Source organism: Kitasatospora sp. NPDC058243, from assembly GCF_042882025.1.
Classification (GTDB): domain Bacteria; phylum Actinomycetota; class Actinomycetes; order Streptomycetales; family Streptomycetaceae; genus Kitasatospora.
The window spans coordinates 85,565-101,155 of record NZ_JBHVWW010000007.1 but is presented as its reverse complement, the minus strand read 5'-3'; the positions used below and the strand labels follow the sequence as shown (position 1 = coordinate 101,155).

Sequence of the window (15,591 nt, the reverse complement as noted above, 5' to 3'; positions counted from 1 at the left end):
TGTCAGCCCTGGACGGCTGCCGTCCAGGCCGCCTCCGCGGCGGCCAGGGCCGGGGCCGGGTCCGCGTCCGTCGCGGTGGCGAGGGCGGTGAGGCAGGCGTGGACGGTGGGCAGGGCGGCGGCGGGGCCGTAGTGGTTGACGCGGAGCATCGAGGCGGCGAGGGGGCCGCCGCCGGGCTGGACGGGGAGGGCGGGGTCGAGGCGGGCGGCGAGCTCGGCCGCGTGCACGCCGGCCGGGGTGCGCAGGGTGGTGGCGACGGGGGCCGCGTGGGCGTCCTCGGCGACGAACGGGGCGAGGGTGCCGAGTGCGCGGGCGCCCGCGCGGGTGGCGGCGGAGGCGGCGCGGTGGCGGGCGATGACGGCGGGCAGGCCGTCGGCGGCGATCCGGTCGAGGCAGGCGCCGAGGGCCAGCATCTCCAACTGGGCGGGGGCGTGCGGGAGCACGGTGCGCCCGGCGTCCGTCCAGCGCTCCTTCCAGTCGAGCAGGGACAGGTAGGAGCGGCGCGGGGCGGCCGGGTTGGCGGCGATCCGCTCCCAGGCGCGCTGGGAGACGGAGACGGCGGAGACCCCGGCGGGGCCGCCCATGGCCTTCTGGCCGCCGATGACGCACAGGTCGACGCCCCACTCGTCGGTGAGCAGCGGCTCGGCGGCGACGGAGGCGACCGCGTCGAGCATCAGCAGGGCGCCGTGCTCGCGGACGGCGGCGGCGATCCCGGCGACGGGGTTGGTGTTGCCGGTGGCGGCCTCGGCGTGGACGAGGGAGACGAAGTCGACGGCCGGGTGGGCGGCGAGGGCGTCGGCGACCTGCTGCGCGCTGACCGCGCTGTCGAAGGGGACGGCCAGGTCCACGACCTCGACCCCGCAGGAGCGCAGCCAGTTGCCGAAGGTCTGCCCGTACGGGCCGGTGACGATGTTGAGCGCGGTGGAGCCGGGGCGTGCGGCGCCGCGGATCGCGGCCTCCAACGGCAGCAGCGCCTCACCCTGGGTGACGATGACGTCCGCGGTGGTGTGCAGCAGTGCGGCCACCTGGTCCTCGATCGCCGCGAACTCGGCGGCGCTGAGCGGGGGGAGGTCGAGGAAGGGGCTCACGGTAGCGGCCTTTCGGGCATGAGGTGGTGGGTGTCGGCACGAGTCTGCCGCATTCTTGCTGCTTACAGGGAACACGCCCGTCGGTAGAGTGCGGGCCATGAGCGATGGCGCGGTGCTGCACGTCCGGGGTCGGGTGCTGGTCGGTCCGGAGGACGTCCGGGACGAACTCTGGGTCGTGGACGGCCGGGTGAGCTTCACCCGCCCGCCCGGCGCCGAGGACGTCCGGACGGTGACCGGCTGGGTGCTGCCCGGTCTGGTGGACGCGCACTGCCACGTCGGCCTGGACGCGCACGGCGCCGTCGACGCGGAGACCAGCGAGAAGCAGGCGCTCACCGACCGTGACGCCGGCACCCTGCTGATCCGCGACGCCGGCTCGGCCGCCGACACCCGGTGGATCGACGAGCGCGAGGACCTGCCCCGGATCATCCGCGCCGGGCGGCACATCGCCCGCACCCGCCGCTACATCCGCAACTACGCGCACGAGATCGAGCCCGGCGACCTCGCCGCGTACGTCCGTGCGGAGGCCCGGCGCGGCGACGGCTGGGTGAAGCTGGTCGGCGACTGGATCGACCGCGAGCACGGCGACCTCGCCGCCTGCTGGCCCGGCGACGCGCTGGCCGAGGCGATCGCGGCGGCGCACGAGGAAGGCGCGCGGGTCACCGCGCACTGCTTCGCCGCCGAGTCGCTGCCGGACCTGCTGGCGGCCGGCATCGACTGCATCGAGCACGCCACCGGGCTGACCGAGGAGCTGATCCCGGCCTTCGCCGAGCGCGGCGTGGCGATCGTCCCGACGCTGGTCAACATCGCCACCTTCCCGGGCCTGGCGGCCGGCGGCGAGGGCAGGTTCCCGGCCTGGGCGGCCCACATGCGGCGGCTGCACGAGCGCCGCTACGCCACCGTCGGCGCCGCGCACGACGCCGGCATCCCGGTGTTCGTCGGCACGGACGCGGGCGGCTCGCTGGCGCACGGGCTGGTCGCGGAGGAGGTGGCGGAGCTGGTGAAGGCGGGGCTGAGCCCGGCGCAGGCGCTGTCGGCGGCCAGTTGGGGTGCGCGGGAGTGGCTGGGGCGGCCGGGGCTGGAGGAGGGGGAGTCGGCCGACTTCGTGGTGTACGGGGAGGACCCGCGGGCGGACGTCCGGGTGCTCGCCGACCCGCGGCTGGTGGTGCTGCGCGGCCGGCCGGTGGGGTGAGCGGGTGGCCGGTGGCGGGCGACCCGTCGTGGTCGGCCGTGGGGTGCGTGGCTGGTGGGCCAGTCGGCCCCGGGTTCGTGTGCATGATCATCCGCTGAACGCGCTGTCGGCGTAGGCCGATAGGGTGGCCACCATGGCACCGCGTCCACTGAACGAGATCGTCGAGCCCGGTTGGGCCACCGCCCTGGAGCCCGTCGGCGGGCAGGTCGCCGCCATGGGCGACTTCCTGCGCGCCGAACTGGCCGCCGGCCGTACCTACCTGCCGTCCGGGCCGAACGTGCTGCGGGCCTTCCAACAGCCCTTCGCCGACGTGCGGGTGCTGATCGTCGGACAGGACCCGTACCCGACCCCGGGCCACGCCGTCGGGCTCAGCTTCTCGGTGGCGCCGGAGACCCGGCCGATCCCGGCCAGCCTGATCAACATCTTCCAGGAGTACGGCAGCGACCTCGGCCTGCCCCAGCCGTCCAACGGCGACCTCACCCCGTGGACGCAGCAGGGCGTCCTGCTGCTCAACCGCGCGCTGACCACCGCGCCGCGCAAGCCCGCCGCGCACCGGGGCAAGGGCTGGGAGGAGGTCACCGAGCAGGCGATCCGGGCGCTGGCGGCGCGCGGCGGCCCGCTGGTGGCGATCCTGTGGGGGCGCGACGCCCGCAACCTGCGGCCGCTGCTCGGGGAGATCCCGGCGATCGAGTCGGCGCACCCGAGCCCGTACTCGGCGAGCGGCGGTTTCTTCGGCTCGCGGCCGTTCAGCCGGGCGAACGAGCTGCTGGCGCGGCAGGGGGCGCAGCCGGTGGACTGGCGACTGCCGTAGCAGACCGGAGTCAGTGGCAGACGTCAATCTCACTCCAACGAGTGAAATGACGTTCTGTGTGGCTCCTGTGACGGACTGTTCGAGAAGACTGGCGGCTCACCGTTCGGAACGCCGGCCCCTCCCCGCCTGTCGCGGGTGACGTCTGGGCGCGCTCCGGATCAACAGCACCTGTGGGGGTACCGCCATGTCTTCTCGTTCCACCAGCTCCGCCCGTTCCACCCGTTCCACCCGTTCGGCTCGTTCCGTCCGCCGAGCCGCTTCCGCCGCCGCCGTGGTCGCGGCCTGCGCGCTGCTCACCGTCCCGCCCGCGTACGCCGCCCCGGCCGCGCCGGCGGCCACCCCGGCGGGCACTGCGTCGTCCTCGCAGCCGTCCGCCGCCTCGCCCGGCAAGGCACGCGCCGTCACCGCCGAACTCGCCCTGGACGTCAGCCTGTTGAACAAGACGGTCGACGTCCCGGTGGACCTCGCGCTCAACAAGGTGGAGACGCCGGCCCAGCGCGAGGGCTCGCTCCTCACCGCCAAGGTCGACGGCGTCGACCAGCAGGGCCCGGTCACCCTGGTCAAGGCCGACATCGGCACGGCCGTGACCCGCATCGACGCCAAGGGCACCGCCGCCTCCGTCAAGCTGGTCAACGCCGACGTGCACGCCCCCGGCCTGCCCGCCACCACGCTGATCGGCCTGGAGGCGATGAGCGCCGAGGCGACCTGCCCCGTCGACGGGCAGCCGACCGCCGACGTCGTCGCGCCCGCCAAGCTGACGGTGCTCGGCAAGCCCGTCACCATCGGCCTGTACGGGCCGACCAAGGTGGACGTCCCGCTGATCGGCAGCGTGTCGGTGGAGCTCTCCAAGAAGAGCACCACCTCGACCACCGCCGCCGCCTCGGCCCTGGAGGTCCAGGTGGAGGTGAACCCGCTGAACCTGAACGTCGCCAAGGTCACCGGCAAGATCACCGTGGCCTCGGTGAGCTGCGAGAAGCCCTCCGCGCCGGCTGCCGGCGCGACCCCGACCCAGGCCCCGACGTCGCCCGCGCCGACCGGCACCGCCGCCGCCACCACCGCCCAGCCGGTCGCGGACACCAGCACCACCGCCCGCGCCGTCGTCCCGCAGGCCGCCACCGAGAAGCCCGGGCCGTCGGAGAAGCCGGCCGCCGGCCTCGCCGCGACCGGCGGCAGCAGCGCCACCGGCCCGCTGGCCGCCGGGGCCGCCGCCCTCGTCGCCGGCGGGGCCTGCGCCCTGTGGGCCACCCGGCGCCGCCGGGCCGCGCACGCCCGCCGGAGCTGAGCCCCGGTCCCTCGCGGTGCGGGAGCGCCATCCCGGGTGCGACCCCGGAACCCCGGGTGCCATCCCGGAACCCCGGGTGCGACCCCGGCACCCCGGGTGCCGCTCCCGCCACTCCGGGCGCCGCCCTGGCACTCCCGCACCGTGACCGTGCCAATACGGAGGGTTGGTTCACATCCGCGTTACACGAGAGGAACAACCGGGAAACGGCGGCTTGCGACGCTACGCGGGCACCCACCACCCAGCAATGCGAGGTACACCGCCGTGGCAATCAAGGCCGAGTACATCTGGATCGACGGCACCAAGCCGACCGCGAAGCTCCGTTCCAAGACTCGGGTCCTGCCCAACGCGGACAAGATCCCGACCTGGGGTTTCGACGGCTCCTCGACCAACCAGGCGGAGGGCCACGCCTCGGACCGCGTGCTGGACCCGGTGAAGGTCGTGCCGGACCCGATCCGCGGCGGTGACAACATCCTGGTCCTGTGCGAGGTGCTGGAGACCGACGGCACCCCGCACGCGTCCAACACCCGTGCCCTGCTGCGCGAGGTCGACGAGAAGTACGCGGCCCAGGAGTCGATCTTCGGCATCGAGCAGGAGTACACCTTCTTCAAGGGCTCCCGCCCGCTCGGCTTCCCGGAGGGCGGCTTCCCGGCCCCGCAGGGCGGCTACTACTGCGGCATCGGCGCCGAGGAGGTCTTCGGTCGCGAGATCGTCGAGCTGCACCTGGACCGCTGCATCGACGCCGGCCTGGCGATCTGCGGCATCAACGCCGAGGTCATGCCCGGCCAGTGGGAGTTCCAGATCGGCCCGGTCTCCTCGCTGACCGTCTCGGACGACCTGTGGATCGCCCGCTACCTGCTGTACCGCACCGCCGAGGAGTTCGGCATCGACGCCACCCTGGACGCCAAGCCGGTCAGGGGCGACTGGAACGGCGCGGGCGCGCACACCAACTTCTCCACCAAGGCGATGCGCGAGGGCTACGACGCCATCATCACCGCCTGCGAGTCCCTCGGTGCCTCCCAGGACAAGGTGCTGGAGCACGTCAGCCAGTACGGCGACGACATCCAGTCCCGCCTGACCGGCAAGCACGAGACCGCCCCGTGGAACGTCTACAGCTACGGCGTCTCCAACCGCGGCGCCTCGGTCCGCATCCCGTGGCAGGTCGAGGTGGAGCAGAAGGGCTACATCGAGGACCGTCGCCCGAACGCCAACATCGACCCCTACGTCGTCACCCGCCTCATGATCAACACCTGCTGCGAGGCCCTGGAGAAGGCCGGCCAGGTCTGATCCGCCCCCGCTGCGCACCGGCCGCCGGTCCTCCCGTACAAGGGAGGGCCGGCGGCCGTCGTCGTCGGGCATAATCGCTCGCATGACCGCTTCCGCCCGCCGTGTCCTCGTGCGACGTCTGCACGTGGACCTGGTGCGGGTGTGCGCGGCTGCGTGTTGCCGGTGAGTGTCTCCGTCCTCATCCCGCAGGCAACCCGGCGTAGGAGTGTGTCCGTCCATGTCGCTCGTGTTCCACTGGTTCCTTCCCACCAACGGTGACAGCCGGCAGATCGTCGGGGGTGGGCACGGGTCCACACCGGGGGTGGCGGGGGCGGACCGGCCGCCGAGCCTGGGGTACCTGGGGCAGGTCGCCCGCAGCGCCGAGCAGTTGGGGTTCGAGGGGGTGCTGACGCCGACCGGCGCGTGGTGCGAGGACGCCTGGCTGACGACGGCGATGCTGACGCAGGTGACGGAGCGGCTGAAGTACCTGGTGGCGTTCCGGCCCGGACAGATCAGCCCGACGCTGGCCGCGCAGATGGCCGCGACGTACCAACGGCAGTCCGGCGGGCGGCTGCTGCTGAACGTGGTGACCGGCGGCGAGTCCGCCGAGCAGCGCGCCTACGGGGACTTCCTGGACAAGGACGCCCGGTACGCGCGGACCGGGGAGTTCCTGGACATCGTCCGGCGGCTGTGGGCGGGCGAGACGGTCGACCACCACGGGCCCCATTTGCGAGTCGAGCGGGCCCGGCTGAACCGGCTGCCGGAGCCGGTGCCGACGGTGTACTTCGGCGGCTCGTCCCCGGCGGCCGGCGAGGTCGCGGCGCGGTCCGCGGACGTCTACCTGACCTGGGGCGAACCGCCCGCCCAGGTGCGGGAGAAGGTCCGCTGGATCCGCGAACTCGCCGCCGCCCGCGGGCGGGTGGTGCGGTTCGGGATCCGGCTGCACGTGATCACCCGGGACACCGCCGCGCAGGCCTGGGCGGAGACCGAGCGGCTGCTCGCCGGAATGGACCCGGGGCGCGTGCGCCGGACCCAGCGGGCGCTCGCCGAGAGCGAGTCGGAGGGCCAGCGGCGGATGCTCGCGCTGCACGGCGGCTCGGCCGAGCGGCTGGAGGTGTACCCGGGGCTGTGGGCCGGGATCGGCCTGCTGCGCGGCGGTGCCGGGACGGCCCTGGTGGGCAGCCACCGGGAGGTCGCGGACCTGATCACCGAGTACCACGAGCTGGGGATCGACGAGTTCGTGCTGTCGGGCATGCCGCACCTGGAGGAGGCGTACTGGTTCGGCGAGGGCGTGCTGCCGCTGCTGGCCGCCCGCAACCTGTGGCACCGGCCGTGAACCCGCAAACCGCTGGTCAATCCGCCGGGGCGGCCGGAGAATTCACGGCATGACGCTGCCCCTGCTCCTCCTCGACGTGGACGGACCGCTCAACCCCTACGCCGCGCCGAAGACCCGGCGGCCGGAGGGGTACGACACCCACCGCCTGCTCCCGACCTGGTGGGCGGACCGGCAGGCGCGCTACTCCGGCGCGCGGGCGAAGCCGCTGCGGGTGTGGCTGAACCCGGCGCACGGGCCGGAACTGCTCGGCCTGCCCTACGAACTGGTGTGGGCCACCGGCTGGATGGGCGAGGCGAACACCCACATCGGCCCGAACCTCGGCCTGCCCGAACTCCCCTACATCCAGTGGACGGACCTGTTCGGGGAGGACCCGGACGGCCTGCACTGGAAGACCCGGGACGTGGTCGCCTGGGCGGACGGCCGCCCGTTCGTCTGGGTGGACGACGAACTCGGCCCGCAGGACACCGCCTGGATAGCCGCCCACCACCCCGCCCCGGCACTCACGTTCCACGTCAACCCCCGAATCGGCCTGCTGGCCGCCGACTTCGTGGCCCTGCGCGAATGGGCGGTCGCGGCATGAGGGTCGGGACGGTCGAACGGCTGCGGCGCTACCCGGTGAAGTCGCTGCTGGGGGAGGAGTTGGCGGCGGTCGGGGTGGACGGGCGCGGCCTGGAGCGGGACCGCGGCCGCGCCCTGCTCGACCTCGACACCGGGAAGGTCGCCAGCGCCAAGAACCCGCGGCTGTGGGCGGGCCTGCTCGGTTACACGGCGGCGACCGCGGCGGGCGGCGTGGTGATCACCGGCCCGGACGGGCGGTGCGTGGACGAGGAGGAGCTGTCGGCGGCGCTCGGCCGCAAGGTCGCCCTGATCGCCGAGCGCCCGCCCGGGGCGACGATCGAGCGGGCCGTGCCGGAGGAGGTGCTGGCGCACGGCATCGAGGCCGAAGTCGACGTCACCGTCAACGAGTTGGGCCGGGCCGCGCCGGACGGCGGCTTCTTCGACTTCGCCCCGCTGCACCTGGTCACCACCTCGACGCTGGCCGCGACCGGCGCCGAGGCGGAGCGCTACCGCCCGAACCTGGTGATCCGCACCGAGGGTGAGGGGTACGTCGAGAACGCTTGGGTGGGGCGGGAGTTGACGATCGGGCCGGTGCTGCGGCTGCGCATCGTGGTGCCCACGCCGCGCTGCGCCGTCCCGACCCTGCGGCACGGCCCGCTGCCCCGGAGCACGTCCGCCCTGCGCGTCCCGGCCGAGCGGAACCGCCTGGTCCCGCTGGAGGGCATGCCCGCGCTGCCCTGTGCGGGGGTGTACGCGCAGGTGCTGGTGCCCGGCCGGGTCGCGGTGGGGGATGCGATCAGGCTGGGCCGAGGCGGGGCAGGGAGGGAGGCGGTGGGGTGAGAACGGCGGCGAGGGCGTCCAGGAAGCGGTCGGTGGTGGCCTCGTCCCGGACGGCGATCCGCAGCCACTCCTCGCCCAGCCCCGGGAAGGTGTCCCCGCGCCGGACGGCGAAGCCGCGCCCGCGCAGCCGCTCCCGGACGGCCGCCGCGTCCGGCAGCCGTACCAGGACGAAGGACGCGGCCGGCTCGCCGTACACCCGAAGAGTCGGGAAGGCGGCCAAGCCCTTCAGCAAGTACGTCCGCCACAGGGCCAGTTCGGCGGCGGCCTCCTCCGCCTCGGCCAGCGCGGCCGGGCCGCTGCACGCCTCGGCGGCGGCCAGCGCGGGGGTGGAGACCGGCCAGAGCGGCTGGGCGGCGCCGAGCGCGGCGATCAGCGGTGCGGGCCCGAGGGCGTAGCCGATCCGCAGTCCGGCCAGGCCCCAGGTCTTGGTGAGGCTGCGCAGGACGACGACCTGGCCGGGCAGGTCCCGGGCCGGGGCGAGGGACTCGCGTTCGCCGGGCACGGTGTCCATGAACGCCTCGTCGACCACCAGGGTGCGTCCGGGGCGGGCGAGTGCGGCGACGGCGTCGGCGGGGTGCAGGACGGAGGTCGGGTTGGTGGGGTTGCCGAGGACGACCAGGTCGGCCTCCTCCGGGACGGCCCCCAGCCGGAACCCGTCCTCGGGGGACAGCAGTACCCGGTGCACCTGGTGCCCGGCGTCCCGCAGCGCCGCCTCGGGTTCGGTGAACTGCGGGTGCACCACGACGATGTGACGCGCCGTCAGGACGCGGGCCAGCAGGACGAAGGCCTCTGCCGCCCCCGAGGTGAGCAGCACCTCGTCGGCGGGCCGCCGGTGCCGGGCGGCCACCGCCGCGCGGGCGGCGCCCTGGTCGGGGTAGGCGGCGAGGTCGCCGAGGGTGGCCGCGAGCCGGTCGCGCAGCCAGGCCGGGGGTGTGCCGGTGCGGACGTTGACGGCGAGGTCGACCAGGCCGGACCCGTCGGCGCGCACCTCGGCGTCGCCGTGGTGGCGCAGGTCGGGTTCGGGGGCGGTCACGCGGGGTCTCCTTGCGGGTGGGCGGGCACATCGGGGGCGAGCGGCTGGAGGGGCAGCCCCGGGACGCGGTGGACGTCGTACGCGCCCGGCGGCACGCGCAGCGCCGCGCCGTCGCCGAGGGCGACCAGCGCCACGGCGTGCCCGTGCGCGGCCAGGTCGACGGCCAGGTCAACACCCATGTCGACAGCCAGGTCAACAGCCAGGTCGACAGCCATGTCGACGGCCGCGCCGGTGGCCGCTCCGGAGCCGTCGTCCGTCGCGATCCGCCTGGTCCCGGGCCGCAGCAGCTCGGCGACCGCCCCGACCGCGCCCGGCGCGCCCACGACCGCCGACGCGCGCCGCAGTTCCGCCAGCGCGCGCGGCACCAGCAGGTCGTGCGCGCCCGGTCCGAGTCCGACGACGGCGAGGCGTCCGCGGACCGCCGCCCGGGCGATCGCGACCGTCGCCGCGGCGGACTTCCGTTTGGTGGCGACGAGCTCGCCACCGGGGGCGCTCGCCAGGGCGGCCGCCTCGGCGACGCTCGCGGTGCCGACGGCGGCGCCGACCAGGTCCGACGGGTTCGGTACGGCCACCGCGGCCAGGTCCGCCGCCGGGTGCTCGTCCACCGGCACCCCGCCGAGGCAGAACGCGGCCCAGCGCACCTCCGGGTGGTCCGCCTTGCCGGCCACCGTCGCCAGCCGGGCGATCGAGGCGCGGGCCAGGCCGTGTTCGGCCAGGGTGTCCGTGATCAGCCGCATCAGCTCGGAGTCCGTGGCGCCGCCGCCCGCGCCGACCCCGACGACCAGGGTGCGCGGGTGCACGAGGAGCACGTCCTCGTCGGGGTGGGTGCGGTCGGTGACCCGCAGGACGGGGGCGTCGGCGGGCGCGTCGGCGCGGGCGGAGGGCGGCAGGGCGGGCAGCGGGTACGCCAGGTCGCTCTCCAGCCGGACCGGCCGGCCCTCGGCGAGCGCCCGCGAGGCCGCCGAGCCGCGCGGCCCGCGGGTGTACGTCGACGCGTGCCCGACCAGGTGCGCGAAGGGCCGGGCGGTGGCCGGGGGAGGGCTGCCGGTCAGGACGGCCCGGACGCCGAGCAGGGCGGCGAGTTCCTCGGCCAGTTCGTCGGCGCCGCTGTCGCGGCCGGTCAGCGGGACGGCGTAGCGCAGGTTCAGGTCCAGGCTGACCAGGCCGGGCCCGCCCGGGCGCAGGTGCGAGCCGTCGATCAGCAGTTGCGCGGTGGCCGCGACCGGCGCGAGGCAGACCACCAGGTCGTTGCGGCCGAGGGCGTAGTCCAGGGCCTCGGTCGGACCGAAGCAGGCACTGGCCACCGCGGTGTGGATGCGGGTGGTCTCCGGCCAGGCGGCGTGGATCTCGTCGGCCAGCAGGCGGCCCGTCCCGTTGAGGGCGACCAGTCCGATCACGTCCCGCTCCTTCACCCAAAGCCCCGTGATCCCCGTACACGAGCATCCGTGATCCCGCCACAAGGGCCCCCGTGATCCCACCACGCCCGGTCGGAACGGGTCAATCGGGGCGGCTGTGACGTGGACCGCCGACGGGCGGCAGCTGTTCGCCTGTTCTTCACTTGTCTTGTGCGGTACACGACACGGCGCGATCCTACTGTTCTCGGCGCTCCAACCAGGCAGCCCCGACGCACGGAGGACCCGATGGCCTTCGCACGACTCCGCACCCCCGGAACCACGTCCCCCCGCCGCCCCTTCCGCCGCCCGCTCCGCCGGCCCCTCACCGCCCTCGCCGCCGGGCTCGGCCTCGTCGGCGGCTCGCTCGGCCTGTGGGCCGCCGGCGGCAGCGCGGCCGCCGACACCGCCGGCGGGCTGCCCTCGCCCGACCACGTGATCGTCGTGGTGATGGAGAACCACGCCTACTCGCAGGTCATCGGCAGCAGCTCCAGCGCGCCGTACATCAACAACACGCTGGTCGCCGGCGGCGCCACGCTCACCCAGTCCTTCGCGCTCACCCACCCCAGCCAGCCCAACTACTACATGCTGTTCTCCGGCAGCGCGCAGGGCGTCACCGACGACAGCTGCGTCGACGTCGGCGCCCTCCAGCAGCCCAACCTTGGCTCCGAACTGCTCGCCGCCGGCCAGACCTGGGCCAGCTACAACGAGGGCCTGCCCGCCCAGGGCGCCACCGACTGCCGCGTCGACAACTACGCGCAGAAGCACAACCCGTGGTTCGGCTTCGGCAACGTGCCCGCCTCCAGCGCCTACGGCATGGACGCCTTCCCGACCGACTACACCACCCTGCCCAAGGTCTCCTTCGTCATCCCGGACCTGTGCAACGACATGCACGACTGTTCCGTCGGCACCGGTGACACCTGGCTGCAGACCAACCTCGCCGCCTACGCCACCTGGGCCAAGAGCCACAACAGCCTGCTCGTGGTCACCTTCGACGAGGACAACCGCCTCGCCGGCAACCGCATCCCGACCGTCTTCTACGGCGCCCACGTCACCCCCGGCAGCAGCACCGGCACCACCTACAACCACTACAACGTGCTGCGCACCCTGGAGGACCTCGCCGGGCTGACCGCCCACGCGGGCAACGCCGCCAACGCCACCGACATCACCGGCATCTGGAACTGACGCCCGTGTACGTCGCGGACTCCCGCAGCTCCAAGGCCCCCGCCGCCCCGGCCTCCGCAACGGAGCCGCCGGGGCGGCGCGGCGCCGCCCTGCGCGCCGTACCCGGGACGGTGCTCGCCCTCGGCGCCGTCAGCCTGGTCACCGACATCTCCTCCGAGATGGTCACCGCCGTCCTGCCGCTCTACCTGCTCACCGGCCTCGGCCTCTCCCCGCTCGGCTTCGGGCTGCTGGACGGCATCCAGAACGGGTTCAGCGCGCTCGTCCGCCTCGCCGGGGGCCACCTCGCCGACCGCCGCGGCCGCGACGGCGCCGCCCGCCACAAGGCCGTCGCGGCCGTCGGCTACGGCCTGTCCGCGCTCTGCAAACCGCTGCTGCTGCTCGTCCACACCGTGCCGCTGATCGGCGCCGTGATCGCCGTCGACCGCACCGGCAAGGGCCTGCGCACCGCGCCCCGGGACGCGATGATCTCGCTCTCCACCGAACCCGCCCACCGCGGACGGGCGTTCGGCGTGCACCGGGCGATGGACACCGCCGGCGCCCTGCTCGGCCCGCTCACCGCCTTCCTCGTGCTGCGCCTGGCGGGCGGGCCGATGCTCGCCGACGGCGGCGAACGGCACGGCTACAACGCGGTGTTCACGGTCAGCGCGTGCGTCGCCGCCCTCGGCGTGCTGGTCCTGCTGCTGTTCGTGCCGAACCGACCGTCGACTGACGATCCGTCAACTGCCGTTCCCTCGCTGCGCGACAGCCTCACCCTGCTGCGGCTTCCCGGGCTGCGACGGCTCACGCTCTGCGCCGTCCTGCTCGGACTCACCACCGTCAGCGACTCCTTCCTCTACCTCCTCGTCCAGCGCCGGCTCGGCCTCTCCGTCGACCTGTTCCCGCTGCTGCCGCTCGGCACCGCCGCTGCCTTCCTGCTGCTCGCCGTCCCGCTCGGCGCCCTCGCCGACCGGATCGGCCGCCGCCGGCTCTTCCTCGGCGGGCACGTGCTGCTGCTGCTCGCGTACGGGCTGCTGCTCTCACCGGCCGGCGGCCCGGCGGTGGCCGTCTGCGTCCTCGTGCTGCACGGCGCCTTCTACGCGGCCACCGACGGCGTGCTCGCCGCCGCCGCGGCCGACGCCGTCCCGGCCGGGCAGCGCGGTGCCGGGCTCGCCCTGGTCGGCACCGGGCAGGCGCTCGCCCGGTTCGCCTGCTCGCTGCTGTTCGGCGCGCTGTGGAGCGCGGTCGGCGGCACCGGCGCGCTGGGCTGGTCGGCGGGGGCGCTCGCGCTCTGCGTGCTCGGCGCGGCCGCCGTCCTGCGTGAACCCGCCGCCACCACCGTCGAGGAGAGCCCGTGAACCGACTCCAGAACCGGACCAGGGTGATCATCCTCCTGGTCGCCGTCCTGCTGCTCGGCGCCGTCGGCACCGGGGCCGTCCTCCACGCCGCCGACCGCACCGCCCGGCGCGACCAGGCCCAGCCCGGCGGCCCCGCCGTCACCGAGGGCGCCGTCACCCTGCAAAAGCCCTCCGAGGGGCGGAAGCTGGTCTTCCGCAACATGGCCTGGGGCCCGCACCGCGACGAACTCACCGCCGTCCCCGCCGACCGCCCGGACGGCCCGCGCACCGCCTCCGGCGTCCAGTGCCTGCGCTTCTACGCCGCCGCCGGCACCGGCATCTGCCTCCAGGCCCAGCACGGCGCCCTGGAGGACACCTACCGCGCCGTCGTCCTCGACGACCACCTGCGCGAACGGCGCTCCTACCCGGCGGCCGGCATCCCCACCCGCTCCCGGGTCTCCCCGTCCGGGCACCTCGCCGCCTGGACGGTCTTCGTCAGCGGCGACTCCTACGCGGGCACCGACTTCTCCACCCGCACCTCCATCGTCGACGTCCGCGACTGGAACCTCCGGGACAACCTGGAGACCTTCGACGTGATCAAGGACGGCCACCCCTACCAGGCCCACGACATCAACATCTGGGGCGTGACCTTCGCCGACGACAACACCTTCTACGCGACCCTCGCCACCGGCGGCCACACCCACCTCGTCCGCGGCGACCTCGCCGCCCACACCCTCACCACCCTGCACGAGAACGTCGAGTGCCCCTCGCTCTCCCCGGACGGCACCCGCATCGCCTACAAGAAGCGCGTCCCCGGCCTGTCCCCCGACGCCCCCTGGCGCCTGTACGTCCTCGACCTCGCCACCATGACCGAGACCGCCACCGCCGAACAGCGCAACATCGACGACCAGGCCGTCTGGTCGGACACCGGCACCCTCCTCTACGCTCTGCCCGGCGACTACGGCGCCGACCTGTGGACCGTCCCCGCCGACGGCGGCGGCGCCCCCCGGCGGGTCACCCAGGCCGCGGTCGCCCCCGCCTACCTGGGCTGAGGAACTCTCGGCTACGGTCCCTCGTCGAGCACAATGACGTCCTGATCGAACGGGGGAACGACAAACGTGGACGGCATCCCGCCCGAGCGCGCGGTCACCGACTCCTGGCCGGCCCTGCACGGCCGACCCGTCCTGCGGCGCACCGTCGCCGTCGGACTGGTCCTCTGCGTGTCCGTCGCGGCCGCCCTCGTGGTGCGCGGCGTCAACTCGCTCACCGCCGGCCGCGTCGGCCGCGAGACCGACCGCGACCGCGCCGAACTCCTCGCCGGCCTCCACCCCTCCCAGCACCCCGGCGTCGGCCGCTCCTACGTCCCCGTCGGCGCCATCTACACCCACACCCCCGACGGCGCCCCCATCGCCTACCTGCACTACCGCGTCGCGGGCAAGGACGTCGGCCTCGGCGACTTCCTGCGCGCCTACGACCTCCCGGCCCCCGGCCCCACCGCCTCCCTCCCCGCCGACCTCACCGCCGCCCTCGGCGGCGACGGCCCGGCCGAGGCCCCCGAACTCCCCCCGGACCCTGAGCCCACCCCCACCCCGTCACCCACCCCCGACGCCACCACCGCAGACCCGGCACCCCCGGCACCCGCAGCACCCCCCGGCCTCCAGGCCGCCGACCCCGACGCCGAACCCGACCCCGACGCCGACCCCACCCCGGACCTCGACGACGACACCCCCGAGCCCACCCCCTCCGTCACCCTCCCCCCGGCCCCAACCCCCACCCCTTCCCTCACCCCCACCCCGCCCCCCACCCACCCCCAGACCACCCGCCGCATCTACGTCGCCACCATCCCCGGCGCCGCCCCCGGCGCCGCCGACATCTACATCCGCGCCACCGGCTGAGGGCGCAGCCCGCCGGGTGCCGCTGACGAGCCGAGGCCCCGCCGGTGGGGACCGGCGGGGCTGCGGTGTGTTGGTGGGTGGGGGCGGGGGTGGGTCAGGCGGGTAGGCCGGGGACGGTGGTGATGGTGACGGGGTGGCCCATGGTGGTGATGCGCCAGGTGGCGAGGGCCTGGTAGGCGGGGGAGTGGTACCAGCCGTCGGCGTCGGCCGCGGTGGGGAATTCGAGGATGGCGGTCTTGGTGTAGGCGGTCTCGCCTTCCAGGCGGGCCGGGGTGTCGAAGGCGAGCAGGCGGCCCTGGTAGGGCTCCATGGTGGCGCCGACGTTGGCGAGGTAGTGGCCGAGGGCGGCGTCCGGGGTGTGGTCGGTGCGGGTGATGAGGACGTAGTGCATGGTGGGTTCCTTGTCC

General features: G+C 74.7%; 15 protein-coding genes. 11 read left to right on the top strand and 4 right to left on the bottom strand.

What is annotated here, in order from left to right:
- Positions 1 to 2: 2 nt before the first annotated feature.
- On the bottom strand, positions 3 to 1,088 hold the full coding sequence (locus tag ACFVX9_RS07650; protein WP_380481504.1) for a pyridoxal-phosphate-dependent aminotransferase family protein: 1,086 nt from the start codon (positions 1,086 to 1,088) through the stop codon (positions 3 to 5).
- 97 nt (positions 1,089 to 1,185) lie between these two features.
- Between ACFVX9_RS07650 and ACFVX9_RS07645 the strand changes: the two genes are divergently transcribed.
- The 7 genes from ACFVX9_RS07645 (at position 1,186) to ACFVX9_RS07615 (ending at position 8,367) form a co-directional block, all read left to right on the top strand.
- Positions 1,186 to 2,277, top strand: a complete 1,092-nt coding sequence (locus ACFVX9_RS07645; RefSeq protein ID WP_387980916.1) for an amidohydrolase family protein — start codon at positions 1,186 to 1,188, stop codon at positions 2,275 to 2,277.
- A gap of 133 nt (positions 2,278 to 2,410) precedes the next feature.
- Positions 2,411 to 3,088, top strand: coding sequence for a uracil-DNA glycosylase (locus ACFVX9_RS07640; protein ID WP_387980914.1), 678 nt, complete (start codon positions 2,411 to 2,413; stop codon positions 3,086 to 3,088).
- Positions 3,089 to 3,272: 184 nt separating this feature from the next.
- Complete coding sequence (locus tag ACFVX9_RS07635) at positions 3,273 to 4,370, top strand: SCO1860 family LAETG-anchored protein (protein ID WP_387980912.1); 1,098 nt, start codon at positions 3,273 to 3,275, stop codon at positions 4,368 to 4,370.
- A gap of 261 nt (positions 4,371 to 4,631) precedes the next feature.
- Positions 4,632 to 5,654: a glutamine synthetase gene (glnII, locus tag ACFVX9_RS07630; protein WP_063349568.1), complete on the top strand. Its 1,023-nt coding sequence runs from the start codon at positions 4,632 to 4,634 to the stop codon at positions 5,652 to 5,654.
- Between the two features lie 217 nt (positions 5,655 to 5,871).
- Positions 5,872 to 6,969, top strand: a complete 1,098-nt coding sequence (locus ACFVX9_RS07625; protein WP_387980910.1) for an LLM class flavin-dependent oxidoreductase — start codon at positions 5,872 to 5,874, stop codon at positions 6,967 to 6,969.
- A gap of 49 nt (positions 6,970 to 7,018) precedes the next feature.
- Positions 7,019 to 7,549, top strand: coding sequence for a hypothetical protein (locus ACFVX9_RS07620; RefSeq protein WP_380336171.1), 531 nt, complete (start codon positions 7,019 to 7,021; stop codon positions 7,547 to 7,549).
- Entirely contained in the window at positions 7,546 to 8,367 is an 822-nt protein-coding gene (locus tag ACFVX9_RS07615) for an MOSC domain-containing protein (RefSeq protein WP_387980907.1), read from the top strand. The genes ACFVX9_RS07620 and ACFVX9_RS07615 overlap by 4 nt, the downstream gene beginning before the upstream one ends.
- Here ACFVX9_RS07615 and cobC read toward each other — a convergent pair.
- The gene (gene cobC / locus ACFVX9_RS07610) at positions 8,324 to 9,400 is read right to left on the bottom strand and encodes an Rv2231c family pyridoxal phosphate-dependent protein CobC (RefSeq protein WP_387980905.1); all 1,077 of its coding nucleotides are present in this window, start codon (positions 9,398 to 9,400) and stop codon (positions 8,324 to 8,326) included. The genes ACFVX9_RS07615 and cobC overlap by 44 nt on opposite strands.
- Positions 9,397 to 10,797 carry a cobalamin biosynthesis protein gene (locus ACFVX9_RS07605; RefSeq protein ID WP_387980903.1) on the bottom strand — a complete coding sequence of 467 codons (1,401 nt, stop codon included), beginning with the start codon at positions 10,795 to 10,797 and terminating at the stop codon, positions 9,397 to 9,399. Before ACFVX9_RS07605 ends, cobC begins: the two co-directional genes overlap by 4 nt.
- 243 nt (positions 10,798 to 11,040) lie before the next feature.
- Between ACFVX9_RS07605 and ACFVX9_RS07600 the strand changes: the two genes are divergently transcribed.
- The 4 genes from ACFVX9_RS07600 to ACFVX9_RS07585 all read left to right on the top strand — a co-directional run bounded on the left by ACFVX9_RS07600 (position 11,041) and on the right by ACFVX9_RS07585 (position 15,184).
- Complete coding sequence (locus ACFVX9_RS07600) at positions 11,041 to 11,976, top strand: alkaline phosphatase family protein (RefSeq protein ID WP_387980901.1); 936 nt, start codon at positions 11,041 to 11,043, stop codon at positions 11,974 to 11,976.
- 5 nt (positions 11,977 to 11,981) lie between these two features.
- Entirely contained in the window at positions 11,982 to 13,310 is a 1,329-nt protein-coding gene (locus ACFVX9_RS07595) for an MFS transporter (protein WP_387980899.1), read from the top strand.
- Complete coding sequence (locus tag ACFVX9_RS07590) at positions 13,307 to 14,341, top strand: hypothetical protein (RefSeq protein ID WP_063349576.1); 1,035 nt, start codon at positions 13,307 to 13,309, stop codon at positions 14,339 to 14,341. Before ACFVX9_RS07595 ends, ACFVX9_RS07590 begins: the two co-directional genes overlap by 4 nt.
- Before the next feature lie 66 nt (positions 14,342 to 14,407).
- The gene (locus ACFVX9_RS07585; protein WP_387980897.1) at positions 14,408 to 15,184 is read left to right on the top strand and encodes a hypothetical protein; all 777 of its coding nucleotides are present in this window, start codon (positions 14,408 to 14,410) and stop codon (positions 15,182 to 15,184) included.
- 94 nt (positions 15,185 to 15,278) lie between these two features.
- Here ACFVX9_RS07585 and ACFVX9_RS07580 read toward each other — a convergent pair whose 3' ends face one another.
- Positions 15,279 to 15,575: a DUF1330 domain-containing protein gene (locus tag ACFVX9_RS07580; RefSeq protein WP_380336192.1), complete on the bottom strand. Its 297-nt coding sequence runs from the start codon at positions 15,573 to 15,575 to the stop codon at positions 15,279 to 15,281.
- Between the last annotated feature and the right edge of the window lie 16 nt (positions 15,576 to 15,591).

Excerpts from the sequence above, each read along its gene's own strand:
- ACFVX9_RS07620 (WP_380336171.1), top strand. The coding sequence starts at position 7,019 with ATGACGCTGCCCCTGCTCCTCCTCGACGTGGACGGACCGCTCAACCCC.
- ACFVX9_RS07640 (WP_387980914.1), top strand. The coding sequence starts at position 2,411 with ATGGCACCGCGTCCACTGAACGAGATCGTCGAGCCCGGTTGGGCCACC.
- ACFVX9_RS07645 (WP_387980916.1), top strand. The coding sequence starts at position 1,186 with ATGAGCGATGGCGCGGTGCTGCACGTCCGGGGTCGGGTGCTGGTCGGT.
- ACFVX9_RS07580 (WP_380336192.1), bottom strand. The coding sequence starts at position 15,575 with ATGCACTACGTCCTCATCACCCGCACCGACCACACCCCGGACGCCGCC.
- ACFVX9_RS07635 (WP_387980912.1), top strand. The coding sequence starts at position 3,273 with ATGTCTTCTCGTTCCACCAGCTCCGCCCGTTCCACCCGTTCCACCCGT.
- ACFVX9_RS07625 (WP_387980910.1), top strand. The coding sequence starts at position 5,872 with ATGTCGCTCGTGTTCCACTGGTTCCTTCCCACCAACGGTGACAGCCGG.
- ACFVX9_RS07615 (WP_387980907.1), top strand. The coding sequence starts at position 7,546 with ATGAGGGTCGGGACGGTCGAACGGCTGCGGCGCTACCCGGTGAAGTCG.
- ACFVX9_RS07600 (WP_387980901.1), top strand. The coding sequence starts at position 11,041 with ATGGCCTTCGCACGACTCCGCACCCCCGGAACCACGTCCCCCCGCCGC.